Origin of the sequence: Novosphingobium sp. KACC 22771 (genome assembly GCF_028736195.1) — a bacterium.
In the GTDB taxonomy this organism is placed as follows: Bacteria; Pseudomonadota; Alphaproteobacteria; order Sphingomonadales; family Sphingomonadaceae; genus Novosphingobium.
The window spans coordinates 2,466,876-2,484,520 of the sequence record NZ_CP117881.1; the positions used below are offsets into that span (position 1 = coordinate 2,466,876).

Below are 17,645 nucleotides of genomic sequence, written 5' to 3' on the forward strand. Positions count from 1 at the left end.
GCCAACTTATAGGGCATACCTATAAGTCCTGAATATGGAACTGCGTCATCTCCGCTATTTCGTCGCCGTGGCCGAAGCGCTCAGCTTTACCCGCGCGGCCCAGACGCTGCGCACCGCGCAACCCTCGCTCAGCCAGCAAATCCGTGATCTTGAATATGAAATCGGCACGCCCCTGCTCTATCGCGACAAGCGCAATGTCGCGCTGACCCCGGCGGGCAAGGTGTTTCTGGACGAGGCCAAGCTGGTGCTGGCCCAGGCCGAGCGGGCCAAGCTGCTGGCGCGCCGCGCGGGCGAGGATATGGGCGACACGCTGACCATCGGTTTTGTCCCGGCCGCCGAGGTCAAGATTTTCCCCCAGACGCTGACCATGCTGCGCGCGGAATTTCCCGCCACGCGAATCGTCATGCAATCGCTGACCACGTTTGAACAGCATGAGGCACTGTCATCGGGGGCCATCGACTTTGGATTTCTGCGCCCGCCGGTCGATGATCCGTCCATCGACAGCATGGTGATCCTGCGCGAATCGCTGGTGCTGCTGATGCCCGCCGATCACCCCTGTTGCTGGAGCAGCGAAGTGTCGCTGAGCGCGATGGCCGACACGCCATTCCTGCGCATCGCCAGTCGCCACGCGGGCAATCTGGGGCAAGTGATCGACGATCTGGCGCGGCGCGAGGGCGTCACACTCAATGCCGTGCAGGAGGTCGAGAATGTGCTGACCCTGCTCACCCTTGTCAGCCTTGGCGTGGGTTTCAGCATCATGCCCGATTATGTGGCGCAACTCAGTTTTCGCAATATCGTCACCCGTCCGCTGGCCGGGCCGACCGTTAGGGCCGAATTGATGGCGGCATGGCGGCGCGACAATGCCAAGCCCGAAGTGCAGGCACTGGTGCGCAGGCTGCAGGAAATGCAGGACCACGAACTATAGGTTTTGCATCTTAATTGATCGCAAATTCGTATTGGAACCGCCCCGGCCTTTGACGGATGCCAGCGCCCACGGGCGATCCCTTGCGGACAGCCGTGACGGGAGAGAGCCAGCACGGAAAAAACCATGGGATGCCCTTGAGCAAAGGAACATCCGGACATGACCCCCGCCTATAGCGAGACTTCCACCAGCCAGTTTGTTGACGTAAACGTGGATGGTGCGCCCTATCGCATTCACTACAATGACATCGGCACCGGCCAGCGCGCTGTTGTGATGCTGCACGGATCAGGCCCCGGCGCGACGGGCTGGGCCAATTTCAACCGCAACATCGATCCTTTCGTCGCCGCGGGCTATCGCGTACTGCTCATCAACTGTCCCGGCTGGGGCCAGAGCGATCCGGTGGTCTGCACCGGTTCGCGCTCGGCACTCAACGCAGGGGCGGTCAAGGGCGTGCTCGATGCGCTGGGGATCGAAAAGGCCGATCTGGTCGGCAATTCGATGGGCGGCCACAGCGCGGTCGCCTTTGCGCTGGCCAATCCGGCGCGCGTCGGCAAGCTGGTGCTGATGGGCGGCGGCACGGGCGGCCCCAGCCTTTACGCGCCGATGCCGACCGAGGGCATCAAGCTGTTGCAGGGCCTTTACCGCGACCCGACCATCGAAAAGCTCAAGGCGATGATGAATGTCTTTGTCTATGACGCCAGCGCGCTGACCGAGGCGCAGATGCAGATGCGGCTCGACAATATGCGCTCGCGCCTCGACCATCTGGAAAATTTCGTGAAAAGTCTGGCCGCCAATCCGCGCCAGTTCCCCGATCAGAACGCGCGTCTGCATGAAATTGCCGCGCCCACGCTGATCGTCTGGGGCCGTGATGATCGCTTTGTGCCGATGGATGTGGGGCTGCGCCTGCTGGCGGGCATTCCCAATTCCCAGCTTCACGTCTTTGCCCGCTGCGGCCATTGGGCCCAATGGGAACATGCCGATGTGTTCAACGAAATGGTGCTGAACTTTCTCAGCCGCTGAATGAAAAAGGCTGGCCTTTCAGAGCGAAAGGCCAGCCTTTTCTTTACCTTGCACCCGCCAGATCGAGCGCGATATCAACAATCATGTCCTCCTGACCGCCCACCATCTTGCGGCGGCCCACTTCGGCCAGGATGCTGCGCGTATCCACGCCGTAATCCTTCGCGGCCTTTTCGGCATGGCGCAGGAAACTGGAATAGACCCCCGCATAGCCCAGCGTCAGCGTCTCGCGGTCCACCTGCACCGGGCGGTCCTGAAGCGGGCGCACCAGTTCATCGGCGGCATCCATCAGCGCATAGAGATCGCAGCCATGGTTCCAGCCATAGCGATCGGCCGCCGCGATAAAGACTTCGAGCGGCGCATTGCCCGCCCCGGCCCCCATGCCCGCCAGCGAGGCATCAACCCGCACCGCGCCGTTCTGCACCGCGATCAGCGAATTGGCCACGCCCAGCGAGAGGTTGTGATGGGCATGGACCCCGCGCTGTGTCTCGGGCTTCAACACGCGGTCATAGGCCTGAAGACGCGCGGCATAATCATCCATGTTCATCGCGCCGCCGCTGTCGGTCACGTACACGCAATGCGCGCCGTAATCCTCCATCATTTTCGCCTGAACCGCCAGCGCTTCCGGGCTGGTCATATGGCTCATCATGAGGAAGCCGGAGACATCCATGCCCAGCCCCCGCGCCGCCTCGATATGCTGGCGGCTGACATCGGCCTCGGTGCAATGGGTGGCGATGCGCACGCTGCGCACGCCCATCTCATAGGCATGTTTCAGATCATGCACCGTGCCGATGCCGGGCAACAGCAGCGTGGTCAGCACGCTGTGCTCCAGCACCTCGGCCACCGCGCCGATCCAGTCCCAGTCGGTATAGGCGCCAAAGCCATAGTTGAAGGACGAACCTTGCAACCCGTCGCCATGGGCCACCTCGATGGCGTCCACCTTGGCGCGGTCCAGCGCGCGGGCGATGGCCCGCACATGGTCGAGGCCATATTGGTGCCGCACCGCATGCATCCCATCGCGCAGGGTCACATCCTGAATATAGAGCTTTTGGTTCTTGGGATCAAAGCTCATGCCGGTTCTCCCGCGAAATGCCGAAGGGCTATTTTCTCGGCGGTCTTCAACGCCGCCGAGGTCATGATGTCGAGATTGCCCGCATAGGCAGGCAGGTAATGGGCCGCGCCCTCGACTTCCAGAAACACCGTGACCTTGAGGCCGGTGAATTCGGTCTGGCCGGTGCCCGCCATTTCGGGAATGCGCAGCGGCGCGTTCGATCCGATATGCTCAAACTGCACCTGCTGCTTCATGCGATAGCCCGGCACATAGGCCTGCACATCGGCCACCATGTCGTGGATGCTCTGGCGGATGGCCTCGGGGTCGGCCTCCTCGCACAGGCAATAGACCGTGTCGCGCATGATGAGCGGCGGCTCGGCGGGGTTGAGGATGATGATCGCCTTGCCCCGCGTGGCGCCGCCCACCTTGACGATGGCCTCGTTGGTGGTTTCGGTGAATTCGTCGATATTGGCGCGCGTGCCCGGCCCTGCCGATTTCGAGGAAATCGAGGCGACGATCTCGCCATAATGCACGCGCGCCACGCGGTTGACCGCCGCGACGATGGGAATGGTCGCCTGCCCGCCGCAGGTCACCATGTTGACATTGGGCGCGTCCAGATTGGCCTCGCCATTGACCGGCGGGATCGTATAGGGCCCGATGGCTGCAGGCGTCAGGTCGATCACCCGCTTGCCGTGCGCCTGAAGGATCTCATTGTTGCGCTTGTGCGCGCCCGCGCTGGTGGCGTCGAACACGATGCCGATCTCGGCGAATTCGGGCATGGCGATCAGGCCGTCAATGCCTTCATGCGTCACCGCAGCGCCCATCCGTTTGGCGCGGGCCAGACCGTCACTGGCCGGGTCGATGCCCACCATCACACCCATTTCCAGCACCTTCGACAGGCGCATGATCTTGATCATCAGATCGGTGCCTATGTTTCCCGATCCGATGATGGCCACTTTCGTCTTTGCCATAGTTTCTATTCCTTTGAATAGGTAAAGCTGCAGGCGCCGATGCCGCCCACGCGGGCCAAGACATGATCGCCCGGATTAAGCGCCACCATCGGCCCCAGCGCGCCCGCCAGCACGATGTCGCCCGCGCGCAGGGACGCGCCCCGCGCCGCCAGCGTCCGCGCCAGCCATGCCGCCGCGTTCAGCGGATGGCCCAACGCCGCCGCGCCCACACCCACCGAGGCGATGGTGCCATTCACTTCCATCACCATGCCGGCGGTATAAAGGTCGGCGCCTTCCAGCCCCCGTCCCTCGCCGGCCAGCACGAAGAAGGCCGAGGAGCCATTGTCGGCCACCGTATCGGAAAAGGTGATCTTCCAGTCGGCAATGCGGGAATCGACGATTTCGATCGCGGCATGGACGCCCGATACGGCGGCGGCCACATCATCGGCCGTGGCATCGGGCGAGAGCAGATCGGCACCCAGCACAAAGGCGATTTCTGCCTCGGCCTTGGGCTGAAGACAACGCGCCGGATCGAGGAAGCCGCCATCGGCCACCTGCATATCGTCAAACAGCGCGCCGAAATCAGGCTGGTCCACGCCCAGTTGCTTTTGCACCGCTGTTGCGGTCAAACCTGCCTTGCGCCCCACGATGCGGCGGCCCTGCTCCTGCCAGAAACGCGTGTTGATATCCTGCACCGCATAGGCCCCGGCAATATCCACCGGGTCGAGATACTCGCGCAGCGGAGGCACCGCTCCGCCGCTGTAGGCTTCGCGTAACAGGCGCGCTGCGGCTTGATGATTGTCGCTCATATCGTCCTCTTCCAGACCTTGTGTTCGCAGATAAACGCCATGAGGACTTGGCGCCAGAGCGCCTCGGCGCTATCTTCTCACCATATGAGAAATGGAACTCCCACCCTTTCCGCCACCAGCCGCGCGCTGGCCATGCTGGAGGCCGTGATTGCCGATGGTGGCCTGTCCACGGTTTCGGCTCTGGCGCGCGCGCAGGGCATGCCTCCGGCCACAGCCCATCGCCAGATCGCAACGCTGGTGGCCGAAGGCTTTCTGGCCCCGATGGGCGGGGGCAGGCATCGCGCCGGGCCGCGCCTGCGGGCGATGCTGGCCAAGGTCGATGACCGGCAGATCATGGCCCATGCGGCGGCCCCCCTGCTCAACCGATTGGCCGCCCGCTATGGCGGCGTGGCCCAGATGGGCACGCTGGAGAACGATATGGTGACCTATCGCGTCAAGACCGGCGAAAATGCAGGCGAGCTGTTCACCCGTGTCGAGATGCAGCTTGAGGCCTATTGCTCAGGGATGGGCAAGGTGCTGCTGGCCCATCTTCCGGCCGGGGAGCGTGAAACCTATCTGGCGGGCGGGCCCTTTGTCGCGCTGACCCCCGATACGATCACCGATCCCACCGATCTGGCCCGCGAACTGGCCTGTGTGGCGCGGCAGGGCTATGCTCTGGATCGCGGCGAGATCGTTGCGGGCCTATCCTGCATCGCGGTTCCGGTTCATCAGACCGACGGGACGGTTGTCGCGGCCATATCGCTGTCGCGCAAGGTTCCGGGCGGGGCCGAGCCGCGCATCATCAAGGCCCTGCAGGATACCGCGCAAGCGTTGAACAGGCAGCTCTTTACGACATGAATACAGCCCCCGTGAAGCGAGCGATTTCATGCCGTAAAGCCGGAGTTTTGCTTCAAGTTGCGTGGCTTCCGTAATCCTGCACAAGTTCGCAACTTAACGCGAAGTTGCAATGCCATCCCCCTTGAATTTCGGCATAGTATAGAATTCCGGCGTCTCGCGTCCATCCCGCTCCATCGGCGGCACTCCGGTCGTGGAAATGTAATGGGCCATGAGATTGTCCGCCATCGCTTCGCGAACCTGCTTCATCTTCGGATCATCGATCAGATTGCGCATTTCCAGTGGATCGCGCTTGCGATCGTAAAGCTCATATTGCCCACCGGGCCGCGCCACAAATTTATAGGCCGAGGTCGTCACCGCCGCCGCGCGACGGACGGTGGCGGATTCGCCCACCTGCAGGTCGTGCTTGGCGGTATAGAGATTGGCGGGCCCTTCCATTGCCGGTTCAAAGGCCTGCGGCTCGAACGTGTCATAGCCCGCCTCGGTATAGGCGGCGCGGGTGGCATCGCCCGCCGCGCCCATGATCTGGGGCATAAGGCTCTGGGCGAAATGGGTATGCTTTGCCTGAACGCGGCCAGCATCCAGCATCGTGGCCATGACATCATAGAGTTCAACCATTTCGGGCACGACATGCCCCTGCGCCCCGCCCGGCATGCGGATCATCAACGGCACATGGGTCAAATTACCCTCCAGCCCGCCCGGCCATTTTTCCACCATGCCATAATCGCCCGCATAATCGCCATGGTCGGACGATGCGATGACCATTGTGTCCTTGGCCCGGCCGGTGCGCTCGACCGCCTCCATCAATTGGCCAAATAGCCAGTCGGCATAGCTGACCTGACCATAATAGGTGGCGCGGACCTGACGGAAATCGGCATCACCGGCCTGATCGAGATGATAGGCCTTGCGCACCGCCTCATGAAACATCGGCTTTTTGCCCAACCCCGGCGGGGCCAGCGGCGGCAGCGCTTCCGGCTTATAGAGATCGTGGAAACCCTGCGGCGCCAGATAGGGCGGATGCGGTTGGTTGAGCGCGATGAACAGGCAGAACGGCTTATCCTGCTCGCCCCGCTCAAGGAGCCTGATCGCCTGCTGGATCAACAGATAGTCCGACGTGGCCTTGGGATCGACCTTGGCGCTGATGAGCATCAGGTTGGGCTTGCCCAGATCGAAGGCAGGACCACGCCCCGCCGCCCGCGCCCATGTGTTCACCTCGCCATGCCATTCGGTCAGGCTGAGCGGAAAGCTCTCCTCGGCCAGCGCATCATTCTTGCCCAGCCAGAACGTGTCATAGCCGCCATCCTTGAGATAGCGGAACAGGTTGGGCTCATCACGGCGCAGGAAGTAATAAAGGCTGCGATGGCCGGTGTTTGATACCGGCAGGCCGGTCAGCATACTGCACCGCGATGCGCCGCAAACCGGATGCTGGACATGGCAATCGGCAAAGCGCGTGCCCTGTCGGGCAAAGGCATCCAGATTGGGCGTCCTGCACACCGGATTGCCATAGGAACCCAGCGCGTCGGCGCGGCATTCATCCATGAAAAAGAGGATCATGTTGGGCCGCCCCGCCCCTTCCTTCGGGGCCGCCATGGCCGGAGCGAACATGGCGCTGGCGATGCCCCCGGCCACCCCGCCCAACACGTCCCTGCGCCCCAGATTCATGGATTTGCGTGCTTGATCAGACATGAGGTGCCTTTCAGTCCCTGAGAGCGCCGCCCGTTGCCTTGGGCTGGTTTTCCTTGCGAAAGAATTCGAACTTGCGGCGGTCCGGCCATGGGGCGGCCTTGGCCGATGCGCCAAGCTGGAGCAAAACCGGGGCATCCGCAACATAAGCCTGCCAATGTAAAGTGGCCGTGTCCGGATTGCCGCTGCGCGCAAAGGCAACAAGCGATTGCGTCATGGCCTTGCTGAAACCGGCATCATCGGCGGTCCATGCGCGCGTTTTGCGATAGCGGTTGAAGCTTTCCAGCGTGCCCAGCCAAAAGGGCACTTCGGAGGTGTGATAGGCCCCCGCCGTGGCCGGATCGAGATCGGAAAAGCTGACATGCGCGGCATAGGTATGAGGCCGCGCAAACTCATAGGAATAGACCTTGGCGCGGCCATGGGCGGTCATGGCATCGGCCCACAGGCCCATCGCAGACGCCATGGTGCCATCGCGATCGGCGGCGGTCGCCTGCAGATGCGCCTCGGCATCATTCGCGGCGGGGTAAAGCGCCAGAAACTCGGCAGCGCGGCTGCCATATCGTGCTTCGGCTTTGGCCCTGTAATCGGCCAAATCCTTGACCGGCCCCAGCCCGCCAAAGGACTCATCATGGGTAAAGCCGACAAGCGCGGGCACGTCATGATGCCTGCCGCCGGCAAATATCTGCTCCACGCTTTGGGGCAGAACATAGCCATCCTGCGACGGCCCGATCTTTGGTCCATCGGCCGTGCGGGGCACCACGATCCGGTCGGCGGGCATCGCACGCAATTCGGCAAGGCTTTTGGCGCGCAGGGCGGATTGCAGCTTGATCCCCTCGCCCTCCGCCTCGGCCAGCGGCGCGGTCGCGCTGGGGCCGCCCGCCAGAGCGCCGCTCATGCCCACCACGCGGTGGAACAGATGCGCGGCAAGTGGGCTGGCCTGAAGAACCTGCACCGACATCGAGCCTGCCGATTGGCCCATGATCGTGACATTGGCCGGATCGCCACCAAACCGGGCGATGTTGCGCTGAACCCATTTCAGCGCCGCGATCTGGTCGAGAAAGGCATAATTGCCCGATGTCCTGTGCGGCGATTCCGCCGACAGTTCCGGATGGGCCATAAAACCCAGCGCGCCCAGTCGATAGTTGAAATTGACGAAAACGGCGCCGGCCTTGCTGACCTCTTCACCGCCATAGATCGGCATTCCGGAAGAGCCGATATAGAAACCCCCGCCGTGAATAAAGACGATCACCGGCGCCTTTTTCAGCCCCGGCCGGGTCCAGACGTTGAGATAGAGGCAATCCTCGCTGGTGATTTCCGCGCCGGAATATTGATTGGCCCGCAGGTTGCGCTGGGGCTGCATACATTGCGGCGCATAGCGGTCCGCATGATAGGTGCTTTGCCACGCCTTCACCGGCTGGGGATCTTTCCAGCGCAAATCGCGCACCGGCGGGGCGGCATAGGGAATGCCCAGAAATGCCTGCACCCCGGACGCAAGGTTGGTCCCCTCCACTGTACCGCTGTCGATCTTGACCGCAGAAGCAGAGGGCTTTGCCGGGGGATGGGCCGCAAAGGCGGGGGAAACAGAGGCAAGCAACATACATGCAAGAGCAAGCCGGAACGTCATGGCGGCGGCACCTTTGACCAGAATGGAAGCACAAACGTTGGCGTCAGCCCCGCCCCCCAACGGGGCTGACACCTGCCGGGCGAAATGGCCGCCCGGCCCACGATCAGAACCGGAAGCGCACGCCGCCCTTATAGGTGCGCCCCATCAGGTCATAATAGGCGCTGCCGTTGGCGGGCAGCGGCGGGTCCTTGTCCAGCAGATTGGCCACGTTGAAATAGACCGTATAGCGGCCATCGGGACCAAAGTTGTAACGCAGGCCAAGGTCAACATAGGCCACCGCCGGGATATTGTTGTTGCTGATGCTGGTGGTCAGCGCGGGGTTGTATCCGGCCTGATCCGGCCCAAACTGGCCATTGTTCTGGCGCGAGGGCGAGACATAGCGGATGTTGCCGTTGATGCCAAAGCGGCCCACTTCATAATCCAGCGTGGTGTTGACCAGCCATTTGGGCAGGCCCGCCGGACCGCCAAAGGCCGCCCCCGTCTGCCCCGCGCGGTCGATGCCGTTGGGGAAGAGGGTGGAAATATCGGTCGAGGACCAGAACGACATCACATGCGTTGCCAGCATATTGACGGTCAGGCGGCCCTTCAGCCCCAATTCCTCCATGGGCTGGCGATAGGTGGCCTGGAAATCCAGACCCTTGGTGCGGAACACCGCGACATTGGCCGTCACGCCCTGAACACCGGTCATCTGCCCGGCCACGGGGTCATTGTTGGCAAAGCTGATGAGCGAGCACCACGAATTGCCGGTATAGGAACCGCCGATGAAGCAGTTGTTGACCACGCCTTGAGTGCTGGTCGAAGTGATCGCGCCCTCGATGCGGATGTTGTAATAGTCGGCCGACAGGTTGAGCCTGCGCAGGAACGGCGGTTGCCAGGTCGCGCCCACGGTCTGGGTGGTCGATGTTTCCGGCTTCAGGTTGGGATTGCCGCCTACGATGAAACCGGCATTGTTGGTGGGCCGCGCCACGCCGCTGCGCGGATCGGTGGGCAGCGGCAACGACTGGGTCTGGGGCGTGTAAAGCTCGATGAGGTTGGGCGCGCGGATATCGCGCGAACGCGTCGCGCGGATCATCAGCCCCCCGCCCACTTCCCAGGTCAGACCCGCCTTCCAGGTCGTCACGCTGCCCGATGTGCTGTAATCGGTGACGCGGGCCGCGCCGTTGAATTCGATCTTTTTGGCAAAGGCCATGTCGCGCGCCAGCGGCACGATGGTTTCGACATAGGCTTCCTTCACATTCTGGCTGACGGTCGGCAGCGACGAGCCGGTGCCTGACAGCCACCCGGAAGCCTGCGAGATCGCGTCGGTCGCCAGACGCACCGATTCCTTGCGATATTCCGCACCCACGCCCACCGAGACCGGCCCGGCCCAGGTCGAGAAAGGCTCGCCCTGAAGGTTGGCAGCGACGTCATGCAGCACGGTCTTGCCCGATCCGGTGGCAATGCCATAGATGTAGCTGGCCGCCGCCGAGGACACATTGGGGCTGCCCAGAATGTTGATCGGCGCGCATCCCGCCGCCACCGCCGCCGCATTACGGCAGACGATCTGACCGCCTACATTGACCGCGTCGAGCGCGTTGCGGAAATTGGCACTGTTGAACGTGTTGCTGATGGCCACATGCGAGGTGTTCTGGCCAAACAGATAGGATACGTCCCACTTCCAGCCTTCGCCGAATTTGCCCTTCAGGCCGGTCTGCACGCGGATCAGTTCGTTCTGGATCGTGCGCACGCTGGGGCCGAAGCCCTGGCCCGAATAGCCGATCGACAGGCCGCCTGCCGGGACCAGCGCCAGTTGCGCCGGGGTCAGCGCCTGCGCCAGATAGGGATTATTCTGGGCAATGGTCAGCCCCGGCCCGGCACCCGCACCATCGCGCCGGATAATGAGAATGCCGGTCGTCTTCACATTGGAATAAAGCGGTTCGACATAGGCGGTCAGATTGTCGTTCACATCGAACGAGATCTTGCCCATCGCGTTATAGCGCGTCTGGGCCGGGCGCAATTGCTGGGTGTTCAGGTTGTTGATGCCGGCCGCCGCATTGGCGGCCAGAGCCGAAGGCGTAAAGAAATCGAGGCTGGTGGTCATGTTGCTCAGGCCGCGATTGAAGGTCGTGGTAGTGACCCCGCCATTGGCCTCCGGCACAAAGGCCAGCCCCTGAAGAGGGCCTGCCGTCAGGATCAGGCCGCCGCTGGTGGCAGTGCCGAAATAATTGCCATAGGGACCGACGACGGTGCTGGGCGTGCCCGCCGGACGTGGGAGAGGGAGAACTGCGCTGTTCCAGGCATCCCGGCCCCATGCGCGGGCCGTATTGTAGGCCGCAGTGCCGCCATCGTCATTATATTCGCCGCCCACCACGATATGGCCCCGGCCCTCGGCGAATTTCGCGCCATAGGCCAGCGTGGCAAACTTGTTTTTGGCATCGCCATAGCGGGTTTCGCCATATTGGGCCGAGCCCTTGAGGCCGACAAAGCGGTCGTCGATCTGGAAATTGATGACGCCCGCGATCGCGTCCGAACCATAGGCCGCCGAAGCGCCGCCCGTGACCACATCGGAGTTTTTGATGAGGACGGTGGGGATGGTGTTAAGGTCAGTCGTGCCCGCCGTGGTGGTGACACCGGGCACCATGGTTTGCGGCATGCGCCCGCGATCCAGCAAAACGAGCGTGCGGATCGGCCCCAGACCGCGAAGGTCGGCCAAAAACGCGCCCGTATTGCCCAGGCCGCCCGCGTTGGGCGAAACCGCCGCGCGGAATGCGGGCACGGCGTTCAGTGCATCGCCGATGTTGACGGTGGCGCGCTGCTGAATGAAGTCCTGCCCGATGACCGTGGTCGGCGTGGGCGCGGTATAGCCATCGCGGGCGATGCGCGTCGCAGTCACCACGATATCGCTGGCCGGAACGGCATCCGGCGTACTTTGTGCAAAGGAGGCCATCGGCAAAGAGAGAGCGGCCGCACTGACCATCAAGGCAAGGCGCCTTGCAACCACTTTTTGCGCCATTCTGCGCGAGCGGGCGTTGAACGAAAGCTCTGGGTAACTCATCCGAAAGATCTCCCCCATCTGGCCATCCAAGGGCCATTATTGGTTTGACCTCTTTTTAGCTTTCTGGTTTCATTCAAGATAACGCTAAATGTGAATGCATGATGATCAAAAAATGTGATGGCTGGACCCTAACTGGTTCCATCAGAACAGATTCCATCATGGATAAACTCTAGAGGAAGGGCAAAATTCGGGGGTCTTTGACAGTTTTGGTCAGAATCGTTCAACCTCGCGCTACAAACTGTTCGTCGGGACAAGCGGAGAAAGGGACGGCATTCGGCCAATTCGGTCTATCCAATCGCCCCATATTGCTCAGACATTATCGACCCGATTTTGAGTGAACCCCAAGCGCTTGGGCATGATGCAACGGCCCCAAACGATGCAAAAGTGATCTGGTCGAACAAAAAAACACAGAATGGAAAGCCAATTTCCAATTCATGCCGGAGAGAGGGACTTATGAGACTTGACCAATTCGACCTGAATCTCCTGATCGCCTTTGATGTGCTGATCCGTGAGCGCAATGTCACCAGAGCCGCCAACAGCCTGCATATGACTCAATCCGCGATGAGCGCAGCACTCAAACGGCTGCGCGATTCCTTCGGCGACGATATTCTGGTTCAACATGGCAAGAAAATGATCCCGACAGCCCATGCCGTCGCACTGGCCCCGGAAATCAGCGCAACCATTCAAAGTCTGCGCAATCTTATTGCCTCGGCCACGACTTTTGACCCTGCGGTGTCCGCGCGGCGTTTTCGCATCGCCGCGTCGGATTATATAACCACCGTATTGGTAACGCCATTGCTGACAAGGCTGCAACCGGCCGCACCGCTGATCGAATTCGAACTCTTGCTGCCGGGTCCCCATTCCGCACGTGCCATGGACGATGGCGAACTCGATCTTCTGCTGACACCTCAACAATTTCTCGCCAGGGATCATCCGGCCGATTTTCTGTTCAGCGAACGCCATGTGGTTGTGGGCTGTGCCAACAATCCCGTTTTTCAGCAGCCCCTGACCATGGAGGCCTTCGAAAAATGCGGCCATGTCGCTGTGGAAATTCAGGGCAATCCGGTCTTTATCGAGGCCGCCATCAAATCCGCAGGCGATCGCCGACGGATCGAGGTTGTGGCTCCATCCTTTCTTCAGGTGCCATGGATGTTGCGTGGGACAAACCGTCTGGCGCTGATCCATGAACGTCTGGCCATGCTGCTTGAACGGCCCTTCTCGCTGGCCATCGCAGATTGCCCGATCAATCTTCCGGCCATGAACGAAATGATGCAGTATCATTCGGCCAGAACGGGCGATCAGGGACTGCTCTGGCTTCGCGAGCGCCTGAGGGAAGCGGCCACCCAGAGCATTCCCCGGCGTCATTCCCTTGCAACAACGGTATGAGGTTGTGCTGTAATTCACGACGGAGGCCGGTGCATTACGTCGATTGATGTGGATGGCCTCGCTCTGAGGTGGTGCCATAGGTGATCTTGGCCCGCGATGCCGCGAATGTGGATCGCCCCGCCAATCCCCGGAAGGTCAACGTCATGCCGAGGATCAATCATCACACACCGATCGGCTGCGTTGCCGTGAACAGCCAGGTGACGAACAGGCCCGACACCAGACCACCCATCAATACACTGCCCGTCAAGCGCCGCGAAGCTGTGCCAAAGGCAGCGACAGTGATGAACACCGGGATAAAGCCAATCGCCGTGATGGTGCGCAATCCTTCGCCCGCCAGCAGCAGATGGCCCGTCAGCCAGAGCGTGCCATATTGCACCAGCAGGAAGAGCGCGAAGCCTCCGCCCAACAGCAGGCTGGCCTGCGCGAAAGCCATGCCTGCACTGCCACGATCGAGCGGCCGCAGCGCATCGAGGGTGCGCAGCGAACTCCATGCGAACAGCGTGAAACAAGGAAGATAGAGCGCAAAATCGCGCAAACGCGCCAGCGACAGCGGACGGATGGTAATGAACCACCAGCCCGGATTGACGTGGCCCAGACGGTCAAACAAAAGGACCGGCATGTAAGCGGCGCCCACCGCCAGCAGCGCGAAAACAACCGCACGCAGACCGCCGACATTCTGGCTGTGATCGGCATGGGCACGCGTTGTCGCCAGACCCAGCCCTGCACAGACCAAGGCCCAGAGCGCATATTGATTGGTGAAGGTTTGACGCAGCAGCCAGTTCTGCCCGATCACCGCCTCCTCCAAAGCCGAGAGCGGGATGAAGAGCGCGGCAGGCACCAAGGAGAACAGCGCCAGACTTACCCATCGGACCTTATGCTCCAATGCATCAACCGGGGTTTGCTGCCGGGCCTTGTCAAGGGCCATCACCCCCAGCATCAGCACCGGCACCGCCACCAGCGCCAACGCACCGCCCGCCTCGCGCCATGGCCAGATCTGGTCGGCGACCGGCAGAGCGCGCGCGCCGTGCAGCGTCCGCGCGAACCACGCCAGCGCGGGCGTGATCCCGGCGGAGGATTCATGCAGCCAGGCATGCACGACAGGCGGCGTCAACAGCATGCGGGCATTGCCTTTGGCGATATCGCCATAAAGCCTGCCCGGCTCAACCGCGGCCACAGAGCCGAAAGTGGCGCGCAGCTTGGCATTCGTGCCGGTGGCCGATGGCGCCCCCGGCCCCCACATAAAGCCGCCGAATTCATCATATTGGCCATAGACCACCAGCAGATTGCGCGGGAAACTGGCCGAGCCTTCCGGAGCAAAGGGCGCGCCTACGCTCGACCCTTCCAGCACCAGCGAACGATAGCCCTCGGGGAAGGCCGAAGCTGCCGACAGCACGGCCCAGCCGCCCATACTGTGCCCTTCCAGCCCGATGTTATCTTTATCCACAAAGGGCAGCGAGCGCAGATAGGCCAGCGCATCCGGCCCGCCAAAACCATCGGCGAAACTTGCCGGATCACTGCTGCCATGGCCGCGCTGATCCGGCGCCAGCACGACATAGCCGCGCCGCGCATATTCGGTGGCGAAATTGCCCTGCATTTCGGCGCTGTTGAGATAGCCGTGGAAGGCAAGGATGGCAGGAGCGCGGCGCGCGGCATCCGCCCCCACCGGGCGGAACAGCAAGGCGCGCATATGGGCGCCCGATCTGCCCGTGAAATGCACCTCCTCCACCCGCACATCAGGCCCGGCCTGTATCCGCGCGGCCAGCCAAAGGCCCGCGATCAGCCCGAGCAGCGCGGCGGCAATGATCGCCCCCGCCTTTTGCCGTACCGCCGCCATCACAGCTTCACCCCCAGCCGCACGCCAAATTCGCGCGGCGCATTGTAGAATTCGTTCAGCGTCGATTGGCCGGTGACGAAAAATTCCTTCGTCAGGTTGGTGGCATAGGCCTCTGCCTTCCAGCGGCCCCAGTTCAGCGTGATGCTGGCATTGACCAGATGGCGGGCATGGATCAGGTCATATTGCGGCAGATAAGTGACATAGGCCCATTGCGAGCCGGTGTAGCTGTAACTGATGCGCGGCACCACCGAGCGTTCGTCGCCAATCTGGAAGGTATAATCAAGCGCGGCGTTCCATGTCCATTTGGGCGAGAGCAGATTCGGCCCGGCGTTGGAGGAGATGATCTGATAGGCAAAGCAGTTGCTCGTCACGCTGGTGGTGCAGGCGGGCAATTGCGCATTGGCGGCGCCGGGCTGCCACTTGTTGATGACGGAAACGCTGCTCAACCCGGAATCGACATAAGAGACACCCGCATCCAGCCCGAAACCCGCCAGCCTTGCCTGAACCTGCCCTTCGAAGCCCTTGATTGTGGCATTGGCCAGATTGACCACCCCGTTCTGGCCGGACAGCGGGCTGATCACGTCCATCTGAAAATTATTGTATTTGTTGTAGAATACACCAAGCTGCGTGCGGACGTGGCGGTCCAGAAAGCTCGTTTTCCAGCCGGCTTCGAAATCCCACACTGTTTCGGGATTGAACAGGCCGCCGGGCGGGTTGATGCCCCCCGGCTTGTAACCGCGCGCCGCAAATACATAGATCAGATTGTTACTGTCCGGCTTGTAGTTCAGCGCCAGCTTGCCCGTCATGCGGCCATCGGCCTCGGTGCCGGTTTGCGGAATGGTGAGAAAGGCCGCAGGCGGCGTGCCGCCCAGATAGACCGCGCCCGTGCCATCAACATGGTAATGCGAATAGCGCGCGCCAGCCTGTATCTCGAACTTGTCGCTGAGACGATAATTGGCCTGCGCGAAAAAGCCGAGCGTGGTCTTGCTGTTCATCGGGTTGACCACGATGGGGAACGGGGCGGTGCCGTTGAAATGCAGCAGCACGTCGATCTTGTTGTGCTGATAATAGCCGCCCAGGATGTAGTTGAAGGCCTTGCTGTCGGGCGAAATGATGTTCACTTCCTGCGAGATTTCGCGCTCGCGCACATATTGGTCCTGGGTTTGCGGGCCAAACGGCCCCGGCGCCACGCTCTGGTTGGTGGCGTCCACGTCATAGACATTCCAGATCCGCTTGTTCTGATAGCCGCTGAGCGAGCGGATGACGAGGCCGCCGGGGGTCTGATATTTCAGCTCCAGCGCCGTGGTAAAGGCGCGCTCGAAATTGGCGGTGGCGGTGTCATAGTTCACCGTATAGCGCGAAGCCTCGCGCCCGGCGGCGAACTGGGTTCCGGCAATCGGCTGATAGGCATAGCCGCCGGTTGATTTCTGGCTCAGTTCCGCCTTCCAATAGGCTGAAAATCCGCCAGACTTATACAGGGCCGACAGGCGCTCATCATGCTCCTTCAAGCTGTCGGGCTGATTTTTGTAAGGCCCACGATCGGTGTAATAGGAATCGCGCCAATGCTGGTTCGTGGCAAAGCGCAAGGCCAGCGTATCACTGACCGGCACGTTGATCGCGCCGTTCAGCCGGACATTGTTATAGCTGCCATATTCGGCGTTCATATCGCCGCCCAGCTTGCCCAACTCAGGCCGCTTGGTGTTGATGAAGATTGCGCCGCCGGTGGAGTTCGAGCCGACCAGTGTGCCCTGCGGCCCGCGCAGCACCTCGATATTCTGAATATCATAGAGGTCAAAGCTTTGGGCGATAGGCGGCTGAAACAGGCCATCAACATAGCTGGCCACGCCATTGGCCACCTGCGGCGAACCGCTGGCAAGACCAATGCCGCGAATGTTGACGGACTCGGTCAGCCCCGCCTTCACGATCGAGAGGCCCGGCGCGATATTCTGAAGATCGCGCTGCACCAGAACAGCTTTTTCCTGCAATTGATCGCCGGACACGGCGGTCAGGGCAATCGCCACCTTTTGCGAACTTTCGGAGCGGCGCTGCGCCGTCACAACGATTTCGCCGGGGCCTGCCGCCGAATTGCTGGCGCCGCCCGCCTGCTGTGCGCAAGCGTTCGATGCCGCCATCACGGTTGCCAGCGCCACCAGCGAAATGGCGGCGCGAACCGGAATGCTATGGAATGTCTGGCTCATGCGATCTCCCTCCAATTTTTCGACCGGCCTGCTCGAATGGCGGGCCATGTGCGAGACGGCATGAAACTTTGTGCGAGAGGAAAATAGCGGCCTATTTCTCGCCCCCATGGGGTGATAGGATGGCCCGAAGAATGAAGAGAGAAAGCCGCGCAAGAGCGACACAATCGCCGGCGCACACAGGCCTGATGGGGAGCGGAATGCCAACAGCAAGAATGCCAGCATGCGCGCTGAGCGCCATGGAGACAGCGGAAAGTTTGCGCGCGCGCCAATTGTTCAGCACGATTGTATCGCCGCGCCCTGCCG

General features: G+C 61.8%; 12 protein-coding genes. 4 read left to right on the forward strand and 8 right to left on the reverse strand.

Annotation, left to right across the window (positions count from 1 at the left end; translation table 11 throughout):
* The first annotated feature begins 34 nt into the window (after positions 1 to 34).
* Positions 35 to 925, forward strand: coding sequence for a LysR substrate-binding domain-containing protein (locus PQ467_RS11295; protein ID WP_274173503.1), 891 nt, complete (start codon positions 35 to 37; stop codon positions 923 to 925).
* Positions 926 to 1,081: 156 nt separating this feature from the next.
* Positions 1,082 to 1,942: an alpha/beta fold hydrolase gene (locus PQ467_RS11300; RefSeq protein ID WP_274173504.1), complete on the forward strand. Its 861-nt coding sequence runs from the start codon at positions 1,082 to 1,084 to the stop codon at positions 1,940 to 1,942.
* Positions 1,943 to 1,985: 43 nt separating this feature from the next.
* Here PQ467_RS11300 and dmpG read toward each other — a convergent pair whose 3' ends face one another.
* Genes dmpG through PQ467_RS11315 form a run of 3 tightly spaced genes read right to left on the reverse strand, consistent with a single transcriptional unit; the run spans position 1,986 to position 4,749 of the window.
* Positions 1,986 to 3,011, reverse strand: coding sequence for a 4-hydroxy-2-oxovalerate aldolase (gene dmpG, locus PQ467_RS11305; RefSeq protein ID WP_274173505.1), 1,026 nt, complete (start codon positions 3,009 to 3,011; stop codon positions 1,986 to 1,988).
* A complete protein-coding gene (locus PQ467_RS11310; protein ID WP_274173506.1) occupies positions 3,008 to 3,961 on the reverse strand; it encodes an acetaldehyde dehydrogenase (acetylating) in 954 nt (317 codons plus the stop codon). The genes dmpG and PQ467_RS11310 overlap by 4 nt, the downstream gene beginning before the upstream one ends.
* Before the next feature lie 5 nt (positions 3,962 to 3,966).
* Positions 3,967 to 4,749 (reverse strand): 2-keto-4-pentenoate hydratase, encoded by a 783-nt coding sequence (locus tag PQ467_RS11315; RefSeq protein ID WP_274173507.1) that lies wholly within the window; start codon positions 4,747 to 4,749, stop codon positions 3,967 to 3,969.
* An 84-nt stretch (positions 4,750 to 4,833) separates the two neighbouring features.
* Between PQ467_RS11315 and PQ467_RS11320 the strand changes: the two genes are divergently transcribed.
* Entirely contained in the window at positions 4,834 to 5,586 is a 753-nt protein-coding gene (locus tag PQ467_RS11320) for an IclR family transcriptional regulator (RefSeq protein ID WP_274173508.1), read from the forward strand.
* A 93-nt stretch (positions 5,587 to 5,679) separates the two neighbouring features.
* On the opposite strand, the gene PQ467_RS11325 is transcribed toward PQ467_RS11320, so the two are convergent.
* From PQ467_RS11325 to PQ467_RS11335, 3 genes are all read right to left on the reverse strand, one after another.
* Positions 5,680 to 7,269 (reverse strand): sulfatase-like hydrolase/transferase, encoded by a 1,590-nt coding sequence (locus PQ467_RS11325; protein ID WP_274173509.1) that lies wholly within the window; start codon positions 7,267 to 7,269, stop codon positions 5,680 to 5,682.
* 10 nt (positions 7,270 to 7,279) lie between these two features.
* The gene (locus tag PQ467_RS11330; RefSeq protein WP_274173510.1) at positions 7,280 to 8,863 is read right to left on the reverse strand and encodes a carboxylesterase/lipase family protein; all 1,584 of its coding nucleotides are present in this window, start codon (positions 8,861 to 8,863) and stop codon (positions 7,280 to 7,282) included.
* A gap of 130 nt (positions 8,864 to 8,993) precedes the next feature.
* Positions 8,994 to 11,924 carry a TonB-dependent receptor domain-containing protein gene (locus PQ467_RS11335; protein WP_274173511.1) on the reverse strand — a complete coding sequence of 977 codons (2,931 nt, stop codon included), beginning with the start codon at positions 11,922 to 11,924 and terminating at the stop codon, positions 8,994 to 8,996.
* A gap of 330 nt (positions 11,925 to 12,254) precedes the next feature.
* On the opposite strand from PQ467_RS11335, the gene PQ467_RS11340 reads away from it, so the two are divergent.
* Positions 12,255 to 13,310, forward strand: coding sequence for a LysR family transcriptional regulator (locus tag PQ467_RS11340; RefSeq protein ID WP_274173512.1), 1,056 nt, complete (start codon positions 12,255 to 12,257; stop codon positions 13,308 to 13,310).
* A 160-nt stretch (positions 13,311 to 13,470) separates the two neighbouring features.
* Here PQ467_RS11340 and PQ467_RS11345 read toward each other — a convergent pair whose 3' ends face one another.
* Together PQ467_RS11345 and PQ467_RS11350 are read right to left on the reverse strand one after the other, a co-directional pair.
* On the reverse strand, positions 13,471 to 15,144 hold the full coding sequence (locus PQ467_RS11345) for an alpha/beta hydrolase family protein (RefSeq protein ID WP_274173513.1): 1,674 nt from the start codon (positions 15,142 to 15,144) through the stop codon (positions 13,471 to 13,473).
* The gene (locus tag PQ467_RS11350) at positions 15,144 to 17,342 is read right to left on the reverse strand and encodes a TonB-dependent receptor (RefSeq protein WP_274173514.1); all 2,199 of its coding nucleotides are present in this window, start codon (positions 17,340 to 17,342) and stop codon (positions 15,144 to 15,146) included. Before PQ467_RS11350 ends, PQ467_RS11345 begins: the two co-directional genes overlap by 1 nt.
* Positions 17,343 to 17,645 lie beyond the last annotated feature (303 nt).

Coding starts and splice junctions, on each gene's coding strand:
- PQ467_RS11295 (WP_274173503.1), top strand. CDS start 35: ATGGAACTGCGTCATCTCCGCTATTTCGTCGCCGTGGCCGAAGCGCTC.
- PQ467_RS11300 (WP_274173504.1), top strand. CDS start 1,082: ATGACCCCCGCCTATAGCGAGACTTCCACCAGCCAGTTTGTTGACGTA.
- dmpG (WP_274173505.1), bottom strand. CDS start 3,011: ATGAGCTTTGATCCCAAGAACCAAAAGCTCTATATTCAGGATGTGACC.
- PQ467_RS11310 (WP_274173506.1), bottom strand. CDS start 3,961: ATGGCAAAGACGAAAGTGGCCATCATCGGATCGGGAAACATAGGCACC.
- PQ467_RS11315 (WP_274173507.1), bottom strand. CDS start 4,749: ATGAGCGACAATCATCAAGCCGCAGCGCGCCTGTTACGCGAAGCCTAC.
- PQ467_RS11320 (WP_274173508.1), top strand. CDS start 4,834: ATGAGAAATGGAACTCCCACCCTTTCCGCCACCAGCCGCGCGCTGGCC.
- PQ467_RS11325 (WP_274173509.1), bottom strand. CDS start 7,269: ATGTCTGATCAAGCACGCAAATCCATGAATCTGGGGCGCAGGGACGTG.
- PQ467_RS11330 (WP_274173510.1), bottom strand. CDS start 8,863: ATGTTGCTTGCCTCTGTTTCCCCCGCCTTTGCGGCCCATCCCCCGGCA.
- PQ467_RS11335 (WP_274173511.1), bottom strand. CDS start 11,924: ATGAGTTACCCAGAGCTTTCGTTCAACGCCCGCTCGCGCAGAATGGCG.
- PQ467_RS11345 (WP_274173513.1), bottom strand. CDS start 15,144: ATGGCGGCGGTACGGCAAAAGGCGGGGGCGATCATTGCCGCCGCGCTG.
- PQ467_RS11350 (WP_274173514.1), bottom strand. CDS start 17,342: ATGAGCCAGACATTCCATAGCATTCCGGTTCGCGCCGCCATTTCGCTG.